At 59.4% G+C, this 18,023-nt stretch carries 18 protein-coding genes; 6 read left to right on the plus strand and 12 right to left on the minus strand.

Annotated elements, in window-relative coordinates; translation table 11 throughout:
* Window positions 1–36: 36 nt before the first annotated feature.
* Window positions 37–1,044 carry a TRAP transporter substrate-binding protein gene (locus ACIQ3A_RS02135; RefSeq protein WP_396430111.1) on the plus strand — a complete coding sequence of 336 codons (1,008 nt, stop codon included), beginning with the start codon at window positions 37–39 and terminating at the stop codon, window positions 1,042–1,044.
* 66 nt (window positions 1,045–1,110) lie between these two features.
* Window positions 1,111–2,304 (plus strand): mandelate racemase/muconate lactonizing enzyme family protein, encoded by a 1,194-nt coding sequence (locus tag ACIQ3A_RS02140; protein WP_396430112.1) that lies wholly within the window; start codon window positions 1,111–1,113, stop codon window positions 2,302–2,304.
* A gap of 86 nt (window positions 2,305–2,390) precedes the next feature.
* On the opposite strand, the gene gndA is transcribed toward ACIQ3A_RS02140, so the two are convergent.
* The 10 genes from gndA to ACIQ3A_RS02190 are packed head-to-tail and all read right to left on the minus strand — an operon-like array spanning window position 2,391 to window position 11,192.
* Window positions 2,391–3,800, minus strand: a complete 1,410-nt coding sequence (gene gndA / locus ACIQ3A_RS02145; RefSeq protein ID WP_396430113.1) for an NADP-dependent phosphogluconate dehydrogenase — start codon at window positions 3,798–3,800, stop codon at window positions 2,391–2,393.
* Window positions 3,801–3,809: 9 nt separating this feature from the next.
* The gene (locus ACIQ3A_RS02150; protein WP_396430114.1) at window positions 3,810–4,559 is read right to left on the minus strand and encodes an SDR family oxidoreductase; all 750 of its coding nucleotides are present in this window, start codon (window positions 4,557–4,559) and stop codon (window positions 3,810–3,812) included.
* Window positions 4,560–4,598: 39 nt separating this feature from the next.
* Entirely contained in the window at window positions 4,599–5,639 is a 1,041-nt protein-coding gene (locus ACIQ3A_RS02155; RefSeq protein WP_396430115.1) for an L-idonate 5-dehydrogenase, read from the minus strand.
* Window positions 5,640–5,662: 23 nt separating this feature from the next.
* Window positions 5,663–6,430: a glucose 1-dehydrogenase gene (locus ACIQ3A_RS02160; RefSeq protein WP_396430116.1), complete on the minus strand. Its 768-nt coding sequence runs from the start codon at window positions 6,428–6,430 to the stop codon at window positions 5,663–5,665.
* Window positions 6,427–7,710 (minus strand): TRAP transporter large permease, encoded by a 1,284-nt coding sequence (locus ACIQ3A_RS02165; RefSeq protein WP_396430117.1) that lies wholly within the window; start codon window positions 7,708–7,710, stop codon window positions 6,427–6,429. Before ACIQ3A_RS02165 ends, ACIQ3A_RS02160 begins: the two co-directional genes overlap by 4 nt.
* Window positions 7,707–8,246, minus strand: a complete 540-nt coding sequence (locus ACIQ3A_RS02170) for a TRAP transporter small permease (protein ID WP_396430118.1) — start codon at window positions 8,244–8,246, stop codon at window positions 7,707–7,709. The genes ACIQ3A_RS02165 and ACIQ3A_RS02170 overlap by 4 nt, the downstream gene beginning before the upstream one ends.
* Before the next feature lie 52 nt (window positions 8,247–8,298).
* Window positions 8,299–9,273, minus strand: coding sequence for a TRAP transporter substrate-binding protein (locus ACIQ3A_RS02175; protein ID WP_396430119.1), 975 nt, complete (start codon window positions 9,271–9,273; stop codon window positions 8,299–8,301).
* Between the two features lie 39 nt (window positions 9,274–9,312).
* Window positions 9,313–9,651, minus strand: coding sequence for a hypothetical protein (locus tag ACIQ3A_RS02180; RefSeq protein WP_396430120.1), 339 nt, complete (start codon window positions 9,649–9,651; stop codon window positions 9,313–9,315).
* Between the two features lie 18 nt (window positions 9,652–9,669).
* Entirely contained in the window at window positions 9,670–10,215 is a 546-nt protein-coding gene (locus ACIQ3A_RS02185) for a gluconokinase (RefSeq protein WP_396430121.1), read from the minus strand.
* Between the two features lie 14 nt (window positions 10,216–10,229).
* Complete coding sequence (locus ACIQ3A_RS02190) at window positions 10,230–11,192, minus strand: 2-hydroxyacid dehydrogenase (RefSeq protein WP_396430122.1); 963 nt, start codon at window positions 11,190–11,192, stop codon at window positions 10,230–10,232.
* Between the two features lie 202 nt (window positions 11,193–11,394).
* On the opposite strand from ACIQ3A_RS02190, the gene ACIQ3A_RS02195 reads away from it, so the two are divergent.
* The gene (locus ACIQ3A_RS02195; RefSeq protein ID WP_396430123.1) at window positions 11,395–12,438 is read left to right on the plus strand and encodes a LacI family DNA-binding transcriptional regulator; all 1,044 of its coding nucleotides are present in this window, start codon (window positions 11,395–11,397) and stop codon (window positions 12,436–12,438) included.
* Window positions 12,439–12,462: 24 nt separating this feature from the next.
* On the opposite strand, the gene ACIQ3A_RS02200 is transcribed toward ACIQ3A_RS02195, so the two are convergent.
* Window positions 12,463–13,452, minus strand: coding sequence for a 2-hydroxyacid dehydrogenase (locus ACIQ3A_RS02200; protein ID WP_396430124.1), 990 nt, complete (start codon window positions 13,450–13,452; stop codon window positions 12,463–12,465).
* Window positions 13,453–13,588: 136 nt separating this feature from the next.
* On the opposite strand from ACIQ3A_RS02200, the gene ACIQ3A_RS02205 reads away from it, so the two are divergent.
* Window positions 13,589–13,972: a hypothetical protein gene (locus ACIQ3A_RS02205; protein WP_396430125.1), complete on the plus strand. Its 384-nt coding sequence runs from the start codon at window positions 13,589–13,591 to the stop codon at window positions 13,970–13,972.
* A gap of 75 nt (window positions 13,973–14,047) precedes the next feature.
* On the opposite strand, the gene ACIQ3A_RS02210 is transcribed toward ACIQ3A_RS02205, so the two are convergent.
* Window positions 14,048–15,913, minus strand: coding sequence for a DEAD/DEAH box helicase (locus tag ACIQ3A_RS02210; protein WP_396430126.1), 1,866 nt, complete (start codon window positions 15,911–15,913; stop codon window positions 14,048–14,050).
* 377 nt (window positions 15,914–16,290) lie between these two features.
* Between ACIQ3A_RS02210 and ACIQ3A_RS02215 the strand changes: the two genes are divergently transcribed.
* Window positions 16,291–17,289 carry a Bug family tripartite tricarboxylate transporter substrate binding protein gene (locus tag ACIQ3A_RS02215; RefSeq protein WP_396430127.1) on the plus strand — a complete coding sequence of 333 codons (999 nt, stop codon included), beginning with the start codon at window positions 16,291–16,293 and terminating at the stop codon, window positions 17,287–17,289.
* A gap of 88 nt (window positions 17,290–17,377) precedes the next feature.
* On the plus strand, window positions 17,378–18,023 hold a 646-nt coding region (locus ACIQ3A_RS02220), incomplete at its 3' end, for an exonuclease domain-containing protein (RefSeq protein WP_396430128.1).

The raw sequence follows: 18,023 nt of genomic DNA on the forward strand, positions 1-18,023 counted from the left end.
CGTAACCCTGTGTGTGTTTTTTTAAAGGAGACAGTCATGTTGAAACGCAGAAATCTGGTGGCCCTGATTGCGGGTACTTTCCTGGTGGCATCCAGCGCCATGGCGCAGTTTGCCGACCGTAATATCAAGTTCACCAATGGTGTGAACGAAGATCACCCAGTGGGTGTGGGCGTCAAGAAAATGCAAGAAGTCTTGGCTGCCAAGACCGGTGGCAAGATGAAGATCACCGCCTTCTGGGGCGGCGCAGCGGGCGGCGACTTGCCAGCCACCCAAGCCTTGCGTGCCGGCACCCAAGAGATGGTGTGCACTTCCAGCTCGCCACTGGTGGGCATCATCAAAGAGTTGGGGGTGTTTGATCTGCCTTTCTTGTTTGCCAACGAAAAAGAGGCCGATGCTGTGCTTGATGGCGCTGCCGGCAAATACTTCAATGCCAAGCTGGAAGCGGCAGGCTTGGTCAACCTGGCTTATTGGGAAAACGGGTTCCGCAACCTCACCAACAGCAAGCGGCCTGTGACCAAGCTGGAAGACTTTGATGGCGTCAAAGTTCGCGTGATGCAGAACAATATTTTCCTGGACACCTTCAAGACCCTGGGCACCAACGCTGTGCCCATGGCCTTTGGCGAGGTGTTTACCGCATTGGAAACCAAGACCATTGACGGCCAGGAAAATCCTTTTGTGACCATTGAAACTTCAAAGTTCAACGAAGTGCAAAAGTACCTGAGCGTGACACGCCACGCCTACACGCCCTTCTTGATTTTGTACAGCAAGAAACTGTGGGACCAACTGAACCCCCAAGAGCAAGCTGTGTTGCGTGATGCGGCCATGGAAGGCCAGAAAGTTCAGCGTGCTGCCAACCGTGCCTTGAACGAAAAATCTTTGATCAGCCTCAAATCCAAAGGCATGCAGGTCAACGAAGTGAGTGCGGCCGAGCAAAACCGCATACGTGCCAAGGTGGCTTCGGTGTATGACAAGCACAAGGACTCGATTGGTGCCGACGCCATCAAGGTGGTGCAGGACGAATTGAAAAAGTCGCGCGGCGGTTGAGCCATCGCTGTCAGCCCCACAGTCCAAAGCTGTGGGGCTTTTTTAACGTCTGAAATCCTTGCCAACATGAAAATCACCCAACTTGAAACCATCCGTCTGGAAGAATTTCCCAACATCATCTGGGTGCGCTTGCACACCGATGAAGGCTTGGTAGGTCTGGGCGAAACCTTCATGGGCGCGCAAGCGGTAGAAGCCTATTTGCACGAGTGGGCCGCCCCCAAACTGTTGGGCCAGGATCCGTTGGCCATTGAGTCACGGCAACGCGACGTCACGGGCTATCTGGGCTGGCGGGGGTCTGGGGTTGAAACCCGTGGCAATTCGGCGGTCGATATCGCCTTGTGGGATATTTTTGGCAAGGCCGCCAACATGCCGGTGTGCACGGCACTGGGCGGCAAGAGCCGGGATGAAATTCGCGTTTACAACACCTGTGCCGGTTACCAGTACATCCGCAGCAATGTGAACCAGACCAGTGCCAACTGGGGGCTGGGCGGCCATGCCGGACCGTATGAAGACTTGCAGGGTTTTTTGCACCGTGCTGACGAGGTGGCCGAGTCGCTGCTCAGCGAGGGCATCACCGGCATGAAGATTTGGCCATTTGATGTGGCTGCTGAAAAGTCTCATGGCCAATACATCAGCCCGCAAGACTTGAACACGGCGCTCGAGCCTTTCCGAAAAATTCGCCAAGCGGTGGGCGACAAGATGGACATCATGGTCGAGTTCCACAGCCTGTGGCGCTTGCCCATGGCGCAAAAAATTTCCCGTGCCTTGCAGGAATTCGACACCTTCTGGCACGAAGACGCCATTCGCATGGACAGCCTGGATTTGCTCAAGCAGTACGCGGTGGACTGCAAGGCGCTGATTTGTGCCAGCGAAACCTTGAGCTACAAATGGGGGTTCAAGGATTACCTGCAAACCGGTGTGGCCGGTGTGGCCATGCTGGACTTGAGTTGGTGCGGCGGTTTGACCGAGGCGCGCAAGATCGCGGCCATGGCCGATGCCTGGCAACTGCCTGTGGCACCGCACGATTGCACAGGGCCGGTGGTGTGGGCCGCGTCCACCCATTTGTCTTTGCACGCACCCAACGCGCTCATTCAAGAAAGCGTGCGTGCCTTTTACAGCGGCTGGTACAAAGAACTGGTGACCGAATTGCCGCAGGTTAAAAACGGCATGATCAGCCTGAATGACAAACCCGGTTTGGGCTTGGAGTTGTTGCCCGATTTGCACAAGCGCGCTGACGCAGTGGTGCGCATCAGCCGTTGATTCATGCACGGGCAGCGCAGCTGGCGCTGGGGAAGGCGCGAAGCTTGGCCTGAGCGCCCCCCTTTTGTGCTTGAACAGGCGGAGTGTCAGTCTATCCAGCGCGTGTGAAATTTACCCGGACGGTCAACGCGTTGGTAAGTGTGTGCGCCAAAATAATCGCGCTGGGCCTGCAGCAAGTTGGCAGGCAAACGGGCTGAGCGGTAGGCGTCGTAGTAACCCAGTGAGCTCATGAACGAAGGCACGGCCACGCCGTGCAAGGCGCCCATGGCCACCACTTCGCGCAGGTCTTGGTGGCAACGGCTCATCACACTGGAAAAGTGGCTGTCCATCAACAGGTTGTCGAGGTCCGGCGAGCGCTCAAAGCTGGCGCGAATGTCTTCGAGCAAGCGTGCGCGGATGATGCAGCCTGCCCGCCAGACTGAGGCGACCGTTCCCATGGGCAGTTGCCATTGGTGTTCGCGGTCGGCGGCCTTGAGCAGGCTGAAGCCTTGGGCGTAGGCGCAAATTTTGGAGGCCAGCAGCGCATTTTTGATTTGGCCGAGCACAGTATCGCGTGGTCCTGCTGCGCGTGGTGCAGGGCCGGGCAACACCCGCGAGGCTTTGGCGCGTTCAGCGTGCAGGCCGCTCACGGTGCGTGCAAAAACGGCGTTGGCAATGGTGGGGGCCGTAACGCCCAGATCGAGCGCAATCTGGCTGGCCCATTTGCCTGTGCCTTTTTGCTCCGCCGTGTCCAAGATCAGGTCCACCAGTGCGCCGCCCGTTTCGGGGTCGGTGTGTGCCAGGATGTCGGCCGTGATGCCGATCAGGTAACTGGCCAATTCGCCCTGGTTCCATTCGCGGAACACTTTGCTCATCTCGGCTGGGCTCATGCCGAGCAAGTTGTGCATCAACCAATAGGCTTCGCAGATGGTTTGCATGTCGGCGTATTCGATGCCGTTGTGCACCATCTTCACGAAGTGGCCAGAGCCGCCCGGACCCATCCATTCGCAGCAAGGCTGGCCATCGTCGGTTTTGGCGGCAATGGCTTGCAGCATGGGTTGTAGCAGTGACCAAGCCGCAGCCGCACCACCTGGCATCAAGGCTGGGCCGCGCAAAGCGCCTTCTTCACCGCCGCTCACGCCCGCACCCACGTAATGAATGCCGGAGTCATCGAGGGCCTGCATGCGGCGCTGGGTGTCGGTGTAGAGGGTGTTGCCCCCGTCCATGACCACATCACCCGCGTTCAGCAAAGGGCTCAATTCTGACAACACCGCATCGACGGCGGCCCCGGCGGGCACCATGAGCCATACGCAGCGGGGCTGCTGCAAGCTGCCCACCAGATCGGCGAGCGAGGCGGCCGCCTGTGCGTTCAGCCCCTGGGTGCGCTGGGCAAAGCTTTCACGTTTGCTCGCGCTGAGGTCAAATCCGGAGACCGAAAAACCGTTGCGCTCCAGGTTGAGCGCCAGGTTTTCGCCCATCACGCCCAGGCCCACCAGGCCAATGTCTATCGCTTGCATGTGCGGGGTTCAACCTCGGCCGACAAAAGGCATGTTGGTGGCCATCACCGTGGTGAACAGGATGTTCGCTGAAAGCGGCAGGCGGGCCATGGTCATGAAAGTTTCGACCACGGCCGACATGTCCATGCGCGGCTCTGCCTTGATGCTCAGGTCGGCCTGGTGCACGCCTTGGGCCATTTTCAGGGTCATGTCGGAGGCCACGTTGCCAATGTCGATTTGGCCCACGGCGATGTTGTACGGGCGACCGTCCAGCGAAGCGGCGCGGGTCAGACCCGAGATGGCGTGCTTGGTGGCGGTGTAGGCGATCGAGCCAGGACGCGGGACATGCGCCGAAATGGAGCCGTTGTTGATGATGCGTCCGCCTTGCGGCGTTTGCTCTTGCATCAGCTTGAATGCATGGGAGAGTGTGTAAAACGCACCGTTGAGGTTGATGTCCACTGCACGGCGCCATTCGTCACCGGACAGGTCGCCCGGCAAAGTGTAGGGCAGGGAAATTCCGGCATTGTTGAAGACCAGATCCAGGCGGCCAAAGCGTGTGCGGATCTGCTCAAACAGGGCTTTGACTTCGGCTTCTTTGGACAAATCGGTCGGGATGGCGTGGGCATTGGCGGCATGGGGGCCGGCTTCGGCCACGGCCGTGGCCAGTGCATCGGCCCGGCGACCGACCAGCACGACTTGCCAGCCTTCTTTGAGCAAGGCCTGGGCGCAAGCTTTGCCAATGCCGGAACTGGCGCCAGTGACGAGGGCAATTTGACTCATGGTGATGACTTTCTTTAAAGACTTGGAAGCGCCTTATTTTCAGGCGGATTGAAAAGCAATCTGTACCTTGAGTGACTGGCTCTTGTCAGCCGCCAGGTCGAAGGCTTCGATGGCGCGGTCCACAGGCAGCACGCCGGTGATGACCGGTTTGCCGTTGACCAGACCTTCGTTCAAAAAGCGAACGGCAGTGGCAAATTCGGCATGGAAGCGGAAGGTGCCACGCAAGTCGACTTCTTTGGCCACCAGTTGCGTCATCGGCAGACTGATGTCACCGCCCATGCCCACGGTGATGAGTACACCCCGTGGCACGATGGTGTCCAGGCCGACGCGCAGTGCAGCCTCGCTGCCCGAGGCCTCAAAAACGGCATCAAACTGACCCTTGTCGGCTTTGTATTTGTCCAGTGCATCGGCCTGGGTTTTCAGGTTGATGAGCTCGTCTGCACCCATTTCCTTGGCGCATTTGAGGGGCAGGTCTGCAATGTCGGCTGCCACGATGCGCGCTGCGCCCGCCCGCCTCAAGGCGCCAATGAGCAAGGAGCCGATGGGGCCACAACCGGTCACCAGCACCTGCTTGCCCAGCACGCTGCCTGCGCGCTGGATGGCGTGCAGGCCCACCGAAAGGGGTTCGGCCAGGGCGGCTTCAGACAGGCTCAGGTGGTCGGCAATGGGGTGGGCCTGGTAGCCCTCGATGATCAGCTGTTCACTGAACGCGCCCTGGATGTGCGGGAAAGGCATGGCGCTGCCGTAAAAGCGCATGTTCAGGCAATGGTTGTGCTGGCCTGCCTGGCAAAAGCGGCAGTGGCCACACGGGCGCGAAGGCGAGATGGCGATGCGCTGGCCCTTTGAGATGCCTGTGACGCTGGCACCTAAACCATCGACAGTGCCTGAGATTTCATGGCCCAGGGCAATCGGCTGCTTGATGCGCACCGTGCCAAACCCACCATGCTGGTAGTAATGCAGGTCAGAGCCGCAAATGCCGCCATAGGCCACATTCACGCGCAGTTGATGATCGCCCATGGCGGGCAGTTCGGTGTGCTCAATGCGCAGGTCTTTGGCGGAGTGGCATACAACGGATTTCATGCGGGTGCTTTCAAAAAAGGACTTCAAAGGGTGGCGGTCACGCCACCGTCGACATACAGAATGTGACCATTCACAAATCGCGAGGCATCACTGGCCAAAAACACGGCGGCGCCACCCAGGTCCTCGACATCGCCCCATCGGCGGCTGGGCGTGCGGCCCACCAGCCAGCTGCTGAAAGTCGGGTCGTCCACCAGCTTCTGGTTCAGCTCGGTCTTGAAGTAGCCCGGACCAATGCCGTTGACGTTGATGCCAAACTGGCCCCAGTCAATCGCCATGCCCTTGGTCAGCATTTTCACGGCACCCTTGGTGGCGGTGTAGGGTGCAATGCCGGGGCGGCCCAGTTCGCTTTGCACTGAGCAGATGTTGATGATCTTGCCGCGTCCGCGCGGGATCATTTTTTTGGCAACCGCCTGGCCCACGTAGTAAACGCTGTCCAGGTTGGTCTTCATGATGGTGTGCCAGTCAGCATCTTGGTACTCGTGCAGCGGTCCGCGAATTTGCATGCCCGCGTTGTTGATCAGGATATCGATAGGCCCAAGCGCCTCGATCTGTTCCACAGCCGCACGCACGCTGTCGGCATCGGTGACGTCAAACACCGAGGTGCTGACAGACATGCCTTGTGTTTTCAAGCTTTGGGCAGCAGCATCCACTTTGCTGGCCGTGCGGCCATTCAGGATGACATGGGCCCCGGCTTGCGCCAGCGCCTCGGCCAGAGCCAGCCCAATGCCTGCCGAAGAACCGGTGATCAGGGCTCGGCGGCCTGTAAGGTCAAAAGAGTTTAGAACTGTCATCGCGCCAACATCCATTTGAGTGGGGTCATCACCAATTCAGGAAAAGCAATCAAAGATCCCATGACCAAAATCTGTGAAAACAAGAATGGCATGACACCACGGATCACATCGTGCATGGGGATTCGCCCCACACCGCACACCACATTGAGCACCGTGCCCACGGGCGGCGTCAGCAAACCAATGGCGTTGTTCATGATGAACAGCACGCCAAAGTACACCGGATCAATGCCGGCTTCGCGCACCAAGGGCATGAGCACCGGCGTGAGGATCAGCACTGTGGGCGCGAAGTCGAGCGCCGTGCCCACAATCATCACCAGCAGCATCAGCATGACCATCAACAGAGTTTTGTTGTCGATGAAGGGACGCAAAATTTCGACAATCTGGGCTGGGATGTTGGCCACCGTGATCAGCCACGCCGACACCAGGGCGGCTGCCACCAAGAACATCACGACCGAAGAAGTTTTGGCTGCCGACAGGATGATGCCGTACAAGTCCTTGAACTTGATTTCTCGGTAAATGAACAGGCCCACCAACAAGGAATACACCACCGCCACCACCGCCGCTTCAGTGGGTGTGAAGACGCCCATTTTCATGCCGCCTATGATCACAATGGCCAATAGATAAGACCAAAACGCGTTGAGGGTCACCGAGATGCGTTCTTTGAAAGGGACTTTGGCAGCGACCACGACATTGTCTTTTCGGGCCACGATCCACCAGGTCACGATCAGGGCAAAACCCATCATGAGCCCTGGAAAGATGCCCGCCATGAAGAGCTTGGAGATTGAGACGCCGCCGATCACGCCAAACAGGATGAAGCCAATCGAAGGGGGGATCACGGGCGCGATGATGCCACCCGCAGCGATCAGGCCAGCCGAGCGGTCCATGCGATAGCCTGCATCGCGCATCATGGGCATGAGTACGGCGGCCAGGGCGGCCGTGTCGGCCACGGCCGAGCCTGACAAGCTGGCCATCACGATGGCTGCAAACACCGCGACATAACCCAAGCCGCCACGAAAGTGTCCGACCCAGACCATGGCCGAGTTGACGATGCGCCGGCTCATGCCGCCCGCGTTCATCAATTCGCCCGCCAGCATGAAGAAGGGAACCGCCATCAAGGGAAAGTTGTCGGCCCCGTTGATTAAGTTTTGCGAAACGATTTGCGTGTCGAAGTTGTCCAGGTGCAGCATCAGGGCCACGCCCGAGACCAACAGCGAGAAGGCCAGTGGCATGCCCAGCGCCATGGCGGCGAGCAGCGAAACAATGAAAACAAGAACGGTCATTGGTTGGCTTTTGAAGTGTGCACTGTGATGACTTCTTCGGAGTCTTGCACCTGGATCAGATCTGTCTCTTTGAACTCGCCTTTGGCCAGCTTGATCAGTTTGCCGATGATCATCAAGCCCATCGCCACGCTGGTGATGTAGCCGACACCGTACACCCAGCTCATGGGGATCTCGGTAACGGCAGAGCGGGTGCTGGCGTTGATGCCGTGCTGCTTGAGGGTGCCGTAAAACATCAGGGTGCAGCAGCCCAGCATCAGCACATTAGACAAGCTGAAGGCGATTTTTTTACCGCGTGCGCTGAGCTTGCGCACCACCGAGTCCAGGCCCAAGTGTCCGTTGTCCCGCATGGTGACGATGGCCCCCAGAAAAGTGATCCAGATGAACAGGAAACGCGAAATTTCTTCCGAGCTGATGATGCCGTCATTGAAGCCGTAGCGCAGCACCACGTTGCCAAAAACCATGATGACCATGGCCGAAAGCATGATGACCAGGGTGACTTCGGCGAGCTTGAAGAAAAGGTCGTTCAGTTTTTTCATGACAATTCAAAAAACACCCCCTGCAAAGAGGGGGTGAAGTGCACAGACCGGTTTACTTGGTGTCTTCGATGGCTTTGAGCAAGGCGGTGCCACTCTTTTCACCAAAGGTCTTGGCGATTTCAGCCGAGACGATTTTCTGGAATGGGGCCATGTCCACTTTCTCGATCACCTGCATGCCCGACTTCTTCAGGTCAGCCACCACCTTGCTTGCGTTGGAGGCGTTCAGGTTGCGTTGGTAAGTCGCGGCTTCACGGGCAGAGTCGACGATCACTTTCTGGAAGTTGGCTGGCAGGCTGTCGAACTTGGCCTTGTTCATGGCCACGACCAGGGGCGAGTAAACGTGGTTGCTGATGGTCATGTGCTTTTGCACTTCGTAGAACTTCGACGACCAGGTCACGTTGATGGGGTGCTCTTGCGCGTCAAAGGTGCCGGTTTCGAGCGCGGTGTACAGCTCGGCAATCGGCATGGGCGAGGGGTTCATGCCCAGCAGCTTGAAGGCCTGGATGTGGTACGGGTTGGGTGTCGAGCGAATCTTCAGGCCCTTCAAATCTTCGGGCTTGTTGACGGGGCGTTTGTTGTTGGTGAACGAGCGCCATCCGTTCTCCCAGTAGGCAAGGCCCGTCAAGCCGTGCGGTGCCAATTCCTTGAGCACGCCAGTTCCCACGGCACCATCGAGCACTTTGTAGGCGTGTTGGGCATCACGGAACACGAAGGGCAATTCCATGGCGGCCGTGTTGGGCACGATGCCGTTGAAGTTGGAGGCGCCGCTGGAAACAATGTCAATCGTGCCGCCGCGTGTGCCGTTGATCATGGCCGCGTCATTGCCCAACTGGTTGGCTGGAAAGATGGTGATTTCCACGTCGCCATTGGTGCGTTGCTTGACCAGTTCGGCCAGCTTCAGGGCAGCAGCGTGTTGGCCGTCGGTGGTGTTGACGGCATGGCCCATTTTCAGGTTGAACTTGGCGGCGTAAGCGCTGGAGCCGACGGCGGCCACGAGGCAGGCGAGAAGGATGCGGGAAAGTTTCATGGTGTTGTCTCCTGGGTTAAAAATGGGGGGTCTAAAAAATCAATCGGTGGGCAGCGCGTATTCGTCCGCGCTGAAGACGGTGTGAAACACGGTGCCATCGAACATGGCGATCAATTCCTTGGACACTTCGCGGCTTTTCATACGCACTTCTGAAGCCAGCGCGATCTCGATGGATTCGCGGGTGGGGTAACGCACGGAAAGCACCATGCCGAAATGCGGATCAGCCACATCGCTTTCTACCTGTCGCAATACACGCACTTCCTGTGCGCCAGGAAAGCGTGTCCACAGGGGCACGAGCTGGTCGCGGATATAGCGGTTGAACGCATCTTCCATGCCGGGTTTGACTTGGCCTTGAAAAAATGCACATCGGATAAACATGAGGGGGCTTTCAAAAGATCAGAGCGTTGCGGGATCGCGAGGGTGTGCAGGCAGCGGGCGTGCCTGCAGTTCGAAAAGTGCCTGAGCCACCAGGTCTGTCACCGGTTCGATGATGGGCAGGCTGATGACATCGGTTTCATCGTGTTGGGGTATTTCCAGGGCTTCAAATTGACTGGTGAGCAAGCCGGGTTGCATGTAGTGGCCCACACGCTGGCGCAGGCGCTGGTCGATCAATTCAAAATCGCCCTTCAAAAACAAAAAGCGCACCTCACCCGCTTGTTGCCGGATACGGTCCCGGTAAGCCCGCTTGAGTGCCGAGCAGGCGACCACGCGACCTGGGGTGTCTGCCTGGGCCAGGTATGCCCCGATACGGTCCAGCCAGGGCCAACGGTCGGCATCTTGCAAGGCCACGCCGGCACGCATTTTGGCCACGCTTTCAGGCAGGTGCAGGTCATCGCCATCGACCATTTCAAGGCCTAGGCGTTGGCTCAATGCGCTTGCGATGGTGGATTTTCCGCAACCGGACACGCCCATGACGATGAGCCGCAATGGCGATGAAAACATGTGCTGCTGCAGGTTTATTGGGACAGCATGGCCACGCACTCGGGCACGGGCGTGCGCAAGGGCTGGCCTGAAATGCCAGCTTGCATGTTGGCAAAAGCCAGATCGGCCATGGCCTGACGGGTTTCGGTGGTGGCGCTGGCCATGTGCGGCGTCAGCACCACATTGCCCATGGACCAGAACGCTTCAGGAACCTGCGGCTCGTTGGCAAACACATCCAGACCTGCACCCGCGATGGTGCCGTTTTGCAAGGCTTCGATCAGTGCTTGCTCGTCGACCACGCTGCCACGCGCCACGTTGATTAAAAAGCCACGTGCGCCCAAAGCCTTGAGCACTTCTGCGTTGATCAAATGGTGAGTGCCTGCGCCGCCGGGCGTGATGACCACCAGGAAATCCACCTGGGCTGCGAGCGCGGCAGCCGACGCAAAGAAACGGTAACCCGAATCCGGTTTTTCGGTGCGTGCGGTGTACGCGATCGACATGCCGAATCCGCTGGCACGCTTTGCGATGGCTTTGCCAATGCGACCCATGCCCACGATGCCCATGCGTGCGCCTGACACCTTGCGTGCCAGAGCGATCGGACCATTGGGCCACTGGCCTGCGCGAACAAATTTGTCTGCTTGCGGGATGGTGCGGCCCACCGAGAGAACCAGGCCCATGGCCAGATCGGCCACATCATCGGTGAGCACATCGGGTGTGTGGGTGACTGGAATGCCGTGTTCGATGGCAGCAGGCACATCCACACCGTCGTAGCCCACGCCAAACACGGACACCACTTTGGCGTGAGGCAATTGCGACAGCAGGCTGCGCGGCACACTGGCCTCACCCGTGCCCGCCACCCCCATGATGTGAGGGGCCAGCGCGGCAAAAGCTGCTGGGTCGGTCACATGGGTGCGATCGTGCACGGTGAACACCGATTCCAATGCTTTTTGGTAGAAGGGGTGGAGTTTGGCGACAGCCAGTACATCGGGTTTCGACACTTCAATTGCTCCATTCGGGAAAAGCCATGGGACAGCGCTGTCCCATGAATTCAAAAAAAAGTTTTAACAAACAATCAAGAGGATGGCCTGCAGATCAGGGTTTTCCATAAATCCGCAAAATCTTGCTGGAAATTTTTTGGATAGCGCTATCCTATCGACAGCCGAATTGAATTCTTCTCCGGATTAACCCTTGCCTCACACTGTGTTGCCCCTTCACAAAAGCGTCAAAAGCCATCGCGCGACAGGCCGCATCACCTTGAGCGATGTGGCACGCGCTGCAGGGGTCAGTCCCAGCACCGTTTCGCGTGCGCTGCGCGGGGAAAGGGCGGTGGACCCGGCCCTGATTGAGCGCGTGCAAGCGGTCTCCAGCAAGCTTGGCTATGTGCCCGACCCGGCCGCTCGCGCCTTGGCCTCGCAACGCAGCAACCACGTGGCCATCCTGATTCCACTGTTGTCCAACGCCTTGTTTGTGGACTTGCTGGATGCGGCTCAAAAAACACTGCGCGCAGCAGGCTTTCAAACCCTCATGGGCGTGACCCACTACGACGCCAGCGAAGAGGAGCAATTGTTGCGCGAGCAATTGCTGCACCGCCCAGCGGGCTTGCTGGTCACGGGCCTGGACCACAACCCGGTCACACGCAAGCTCATGGAGAGCAGCCAGGTGCCCTGCGTGCACCTGATGGATTTACCCGGCAGCACCGTGGTCGATCAACCGTATTGCGTGGGGTTTCAACAAACTGAGGCGGGTGCAGCGCTGACCCGACATGTGTTGTCGACAGGGCGCAAGCGCATCGCATTTGCGGCGGCGCAACTGGACCCGCGTGTGATGCAGCGCTTGAACGGTTGGCGCAGTGCTTTGCAGGCCGCAGGCGTTTACGAGCCCACGCTGGAGTTTCTTAACCCTGCGCCATCATCACTGGCTTTGGGTGGCGTGATGTTTGAGCAAATCATGCAGCAGCGCCCGTCCGTCGATGCCATCTTTTTTTGCAATGACGATTTGGCGCAAGGGGCTTTGATGACCGCTTTGCGCATGGGCATTGCCGTACCGTCGCAGGTGGCCATTGCTGGCTTCAATGACCTGACCGGCAGCGACCAGATGTTGCCTACGTTGACCACGGTGCGCACGCCCCGCGCCCGGATTGGCGAAGCCGCTGCACAAATGTTGCTGATGCTGATGCGGGGCGAGGTGCCCCCATCCGCGCAAATGGACCTCGGCTTTGAAATTTTGCATCGCCAAAGCACCTGAGTGAACGGGTTGGCGGCACCAGCCTTAGGCTGGCCCGTGCAGCACATTGATCAGCTTTTCACCCCGGCTGAGGCGTCCAATGTTCTCGGCCAGTGTCTCTTGCCTGCGCCGCACCGTGCCCGCTGTCCAGCCCGACATATGAGGGGTCATGAGCACATTGTCCAGAGCGGCAAAGTCGTATTGGGAGGGCGCGCATTCGGCTTGTGTGGGCGTGGGGTACTGGTACCAGGTGTCGATCACGGCACCGCCAATCCGGCGTGATGCCAGCGCGTCATAAAGCGCCTTTTCATCAATCACTGCGCCGCGGCCCACGTTCATCAATACGGCATCGGGGCGCATGGTTGCCAGCGCCTGTGCGTTGACCAGGCCCTGTGTGTTGTCGGTCAGGGGCAGGCTGACCACCACCGCATCGGCCGAGCCCATGAAGTCCTGCAGGGCATCCAGCGTCCAGCTTTGGTCAACCATGGGGTGGCAGACCGGGCTGCGGTTGGCCACATGCACCCGCATGCCAAAAGCTTTGGCGCGGTGGGCCACAGTCTGGGCAATGTGTCCAAAACCCAGCAGCCCCAGGGTTTGTGTGCCCAGTTCGGTGCGCAAGGCGCCCTGGCGACCCGCCGACAAAGTCCAGCGTTGCTGGCGCAGATCCTGGTCGGCGCGCGCGAAAGGCAAATGGCGCATGAGCAAGGCTGCGATCACGTATTCCGCGATGGCATTTTCATGGCCAAAGCAGTTGGCCAGTGCGCACTGCGAAGGCAGCAGCGCCGTGTGGATGGCATCTGTGCCTGCAGCAGGGGCATGGAACAGCCGAGCATTCATGGGCCGCGGCATGCCGTCGCTCAGCTTGATGCCGATCACCACGTCGGCGCTTTCGTAATGCGCCTTTTCATGGGGCTGATCCAGGGCCTCAGCGAGGTCGATGATCTGGTGTATCGGAGCGATAAGTTGCTCAAAACCAGTGCGGAAGTTGGCCGCATTTTGGCCGTGAAAAACAATTTTTAAAGGAGAGGGGTTCATCTTGTCCAACTGGCTTGGTGGTGTGTCAGTGATCTCACGCTGCGCGCCACTATGCCAGAAGCCCTTGGCAGCTTCTTGGGCTGGCCGACTGCTCGGCGACAATCAGGCCTTCCTGATTTCACCGAGACCCCAGGCCATGACCCCGCTTAAAAAAGTCGTTCTCTTCACTGACACCGATGGCCGCGCGCGTTTTCGCGATGACTCGGTCGCCCTCACCGAAGGCACGCCCCAAAGCCAGTTGTCTGCCTTGATGTCTGCTTCGGCTTGCCAGTTGCGGCAAAGCCCGGTGGGCTTTCGCAGCAGCTTTCATTGCACGTGCCATCCGCAATGGCTTTTTGTGCTGGGCGGTCAAATGGAAATTTTTCTGCAAGACGGCAGTTCACGCATTTTTGGCCCGGGTGAGTTCTTCTATTCGGCTGACACCTTGCCCGAAGGTGCCAGCTTTGACGCCACGCTTCATGGCCACTGGAGCCGTCAGCTTGGGCCCGATCCGCTGGTGACTTTGTTCGTGCGCGACTGACGGGCAGGACGGGTCAAATAGGCAAAAAAGAGCCCGCGTGTGCGGGCTCTTTCTCTGTTCAGGGGCAAGTGATGTTCAGCGACCGAAACCTCGGCCACCGCCACCGCCACCAAAGCCGCGGTTTCCACCGCCGCCGCCACCACCACCACCACCACCACCACTACGTCGGCGGTTGCCGCTGGCCAGGCTGTCGATGCTGGTGCGTGTGGGATCGGGTTGGCCGCTGGAGCGAACGGGATTGCGGTTGGGCAAATCCAGGCGCGCAAACTGGGTGGTTTTCAAGGGATCGATGTGGCGTGGCAATTCGTCGCCATCACTGTGACGGTTGTCTTGGCCGCCACCCTGACCGCCACGTGCTTGATTGGGGCCACGCCCTTCGGGACGAGGGCCGTTGTGGCGGGGCGCTGGGCGACCCTGGCCATCACCACGGTTGTCAAAGCGCGGGTCGCCACGTTGCTCTTGACCCCGACCGCCACCTTCGCGGCCGCCTTCGCGACCGCCATCACGGCGGCCGTCGCCTTGGCCTTCAAAACGCGGACCTGCCGGACCGTTGCGGCGCGATGGCGCTGGGCCATTGCGCGATGGGCGGGCAGGACCCTGGCCCTCGCCACGCGGCTGACGCGGGCCTTGACCGCCTGCGCCACCACCCACGGCGACCTTGTTGTCGCGGATGCGTTGCATCATGTCCTGGCGCGCGGCCTTGGCCGCTGCGGCCATCACATCGCGGCCTGGTGGCTTGCCTGCGCCACCCCACAGGGTCTGGCGACCCATGGCGATGGGCTCTGCAATCTCACCCGCGTCGGGGCCAAAACCTTCGAGCAATTGCACTGGAATCTCTTGCTTGGTGAAGCGTTCGATGTCCATCATGAAGCCTTCTTCGTCCAGACAGACCAGGCTCACCGCCTCGCCGCTGGCACCTGCACGGCCGGTGCGGCCGATGCGGTGCACGTAGTCTTCAGAGACGTTTGGAATCTCGAAGTTCACCACGTGTGGCAAGTCTTCGATGTCGATGCCGCGTGCAGCGATGTCCGTGGCCACCAGGGCGCGGATGTCGCCCAGTTTGAAACCGGCCAGAGCCTGTGTACGGGCAGTCTGGCTCTTGTTGCCGTGCAAGGCCATGGCCTTGACGCCGTTTTTGGTCAGGAAGTCGGCCACGTTGTTGGCGCCGAATTTGGTACGGGTGAACACCAGCACCTGGCTCCAGTCGTGTTTCTGGATGATGTGCAGCAGCACGTCTTTTTTCTTGTTGCGGCCGACCGGGTGGATCACCTGTGTGATGCGTTGCACCGTGGTGTTGCTGGGCGTGACCTGAATGCTCTGGGGGTTCTTGAGCAGGTTGCTGGCCAATTCGCGGATTTCATCGCTGAAGGTGGCCGAGAACAACAAGCTTTGCTTGTCTTTGGGCACCAGGGCCAAGACTTTCTTCACGTCGTGGATGAAGCCCATGTCCAGCATGCGGTCAGCTTCGTCGAGGACCAGTATTTCGACGCTGGACAGGTCCAGGAAGCCCTGGCCCTGCAGGTCGAGCAAACGGCCGGGGGTGGCCACCAGAATGTCCACGCCACGTTTGATCTTGCTGATTTGCGGGTTCATGCCCACACCACCAAAGATCACGGTGGAATCGAGCTGCAGGTATTTGCCGTATTCACGCACCGACTCTTCGACCTGGGCGGCCAGTTCGCGGGTGGGGGTCAAAACCAAAGCGCGGATGGCTTTGCCGCCAAAGCGGTTTTTCCCGGGTTCGCTCAGGCTCAGTTTGTGCAGCATGGGCAGGGTGAAGGCAGCGGTTTTGCCCGTGCCTGTTTGCGCACCCGCCAGCAAGTCCTGTCCGGCCAGTACGGCTGGAATGGCTTGGGCCTGGATGGGTGTGGGGGTTTCGTAGCCGAGCTCGCGCACAGCTTGCATGATGGCCGGGGCCAGGTTCAATTCATCAAAGTTCATTTTTTCAGAGCGCCATGTCCGGCGCAGGCATCGGCTCATTCAACTGCTGTTGGCAGTTACCAGTGTTGGCCGATATGTCTTACAGGGTTGGGCATGGAAACCGCAGGCGCTTGTTTTGAGCATTGCCTGGGTCAGGCCCCAGCAGGAGTGCTGATGTTGCGGCAACTGGAGGCCGCAACGGGATGGATTGTCTCACAAGTCTTGCTTTGTGGATCATGGGCCAGAAGATCGGCCGTTTTTGCACCGGCAACAGGGCTTGTTGCGAACAACCTGACAAAGCCCCCTTGCTGCCCAAGCATGGCATGGGTTCAAACCCCAATTCAAACCCGTGCAGGCGCCTCGTAGACTTGAAGCCACTTCTTCATTGAGCTTTCAACATGTCCTACCGTCCAGATCGCCGTTCATTTTTACAAGCCACCACTTGGGCTGCCGCCACTGTGGCTGCCAGCAGCCCCTTGAGCCAGGCCTGGGCCCAGACAAAGTGGCCTGCCAAACCCATCAGGATCATCGTGGCCTTTCCGCCCGGGGGCCTGACCGATGCCTTGGCACGCAGTTATGGTGAATACTTGTCCAGCAAACTGGGCGTGCCCGTGGTGATCGAGAACAAACCCGGGGCAGGGGCCATCATCGGGATCGACGCGGCCGCCAAATCGCCCGCAGACGGCTACACGCTGGTCATGAGCACCTCAGGCACTTTCTGGCAAAACCGTATTTTGTATTCCAAGCTGCCCTACAACCTCGACAAAGATTTGACGCCCGTCACCGTGTTCCCATCGGGGCCGCTGGTGGTGGGCATCAACGAGAAAATTCCAGCCACCAACATGGCCGAATTTGTGGCCTGGGCCAAAAAGAACCCCACCTCCATGGGCACTTACGCCCCCGGCTCTTACCCGCACATGGTGGCCGACCAGACCAACCGCATTCATGGCACCCAAATCCAGTCGGTGCACTACCGGGGCGAAGCGCCCATGTGGCTCGATGTGGCCTCAGGCCAGTCGCAAATCGCGGTGGGCAGTTTCCTGGCCTTCAATGCCGTGGCCTCTCGTGGCGTGCGGCCGATTGGCGTGACTGGCAGCTACCGCTCGCCCAAGCTGCCCAACGTGCCCACCCTGATGGAGCAAGGCGACACCGCCAAACTGGTCACCCTCGAAGGGGGTCTGCCCCTGGTGGCGCCAGCTGCCACGCCCGAGGCGGTGCTGAAACTGCTGGCCGAAGAAGCCGTAGCCTGGTCCAACACCGACAAGGCCGCCAAGCTGCGCGAAACCTTTGCCATTCCCAACAAGCCCAAAAACCTGGCAGCCACGCGAAAGGATTGGGAGTCTGAAGTGCCCGTCTGGATCAAGCTGGCGGTGGATCTGGGAATCAAGCTGGACTGAGCCTGCTGGCGCAGGGGCCTGCTGCTTTTTTGCCTGGCCTTGGCCACAGCGTCTCACAAGCCGCGAAGAAGCGGTTTAATCTCGAGCTATGAACAAAACAGACCAATTGAGTTTTTTGGACTTTGAGGCTGGGCGCGAAGGCCAGACCGCTCAGCCAGCCCAAGCCAAGGCCAAGGCACTTGCGCCAGTAATGTCGCCAACCATGTCACCGTCGACATCGCCAGAGCCCTCGCCAGCCCCACAGCCTGACTCACCGGCCAGGCCAGCCGCAGAACACGAAGCCATGGCCCAAACTCTGGCCCAGCACCCTGACTTTCGGGTGTTGCGCCGATTGGTGCCGCACAGCGATTACGGGCCGGTCACGGCGCAGGCCACGCAACGCGTGATCGTGCTAGACACCGAAACCACCGGGCTGGACAGCAAGAACGAAAAGATCATCGAGCTGGCCATGTTGTCGGTGTTGGTGGACAGCACGACTGGCGTGCCACAGGGCCCAGTGACTCTTTATGAATCGTTTGAAGACCCTGGCAAACCCATTCCAGCCCAGATCACCGAGATCACCGGGATTGACGACAGCATGGTGCAGGGTCAGCGCATCGATGACGCCGCAGTCATCGCGCTGGTCGAGCAAGCCGACCTGATCGTGGCGCACAACGCTGGCTTTGACCGGCCCTTTGTGGAAGCGCGCTTTCCCGTCTTTGCGGGCAAAGCCTGGGCCTGCTCGTTCATGGGCA

This window comes from Limnohabitans sp., from assembly GCF_044361985.1.
Lineage (GTDB): Bacteria > Pseudomonadota > Gammaproteobacteria > Burkholderiales > Burkholderiaceae_C > Limnohabitans_A.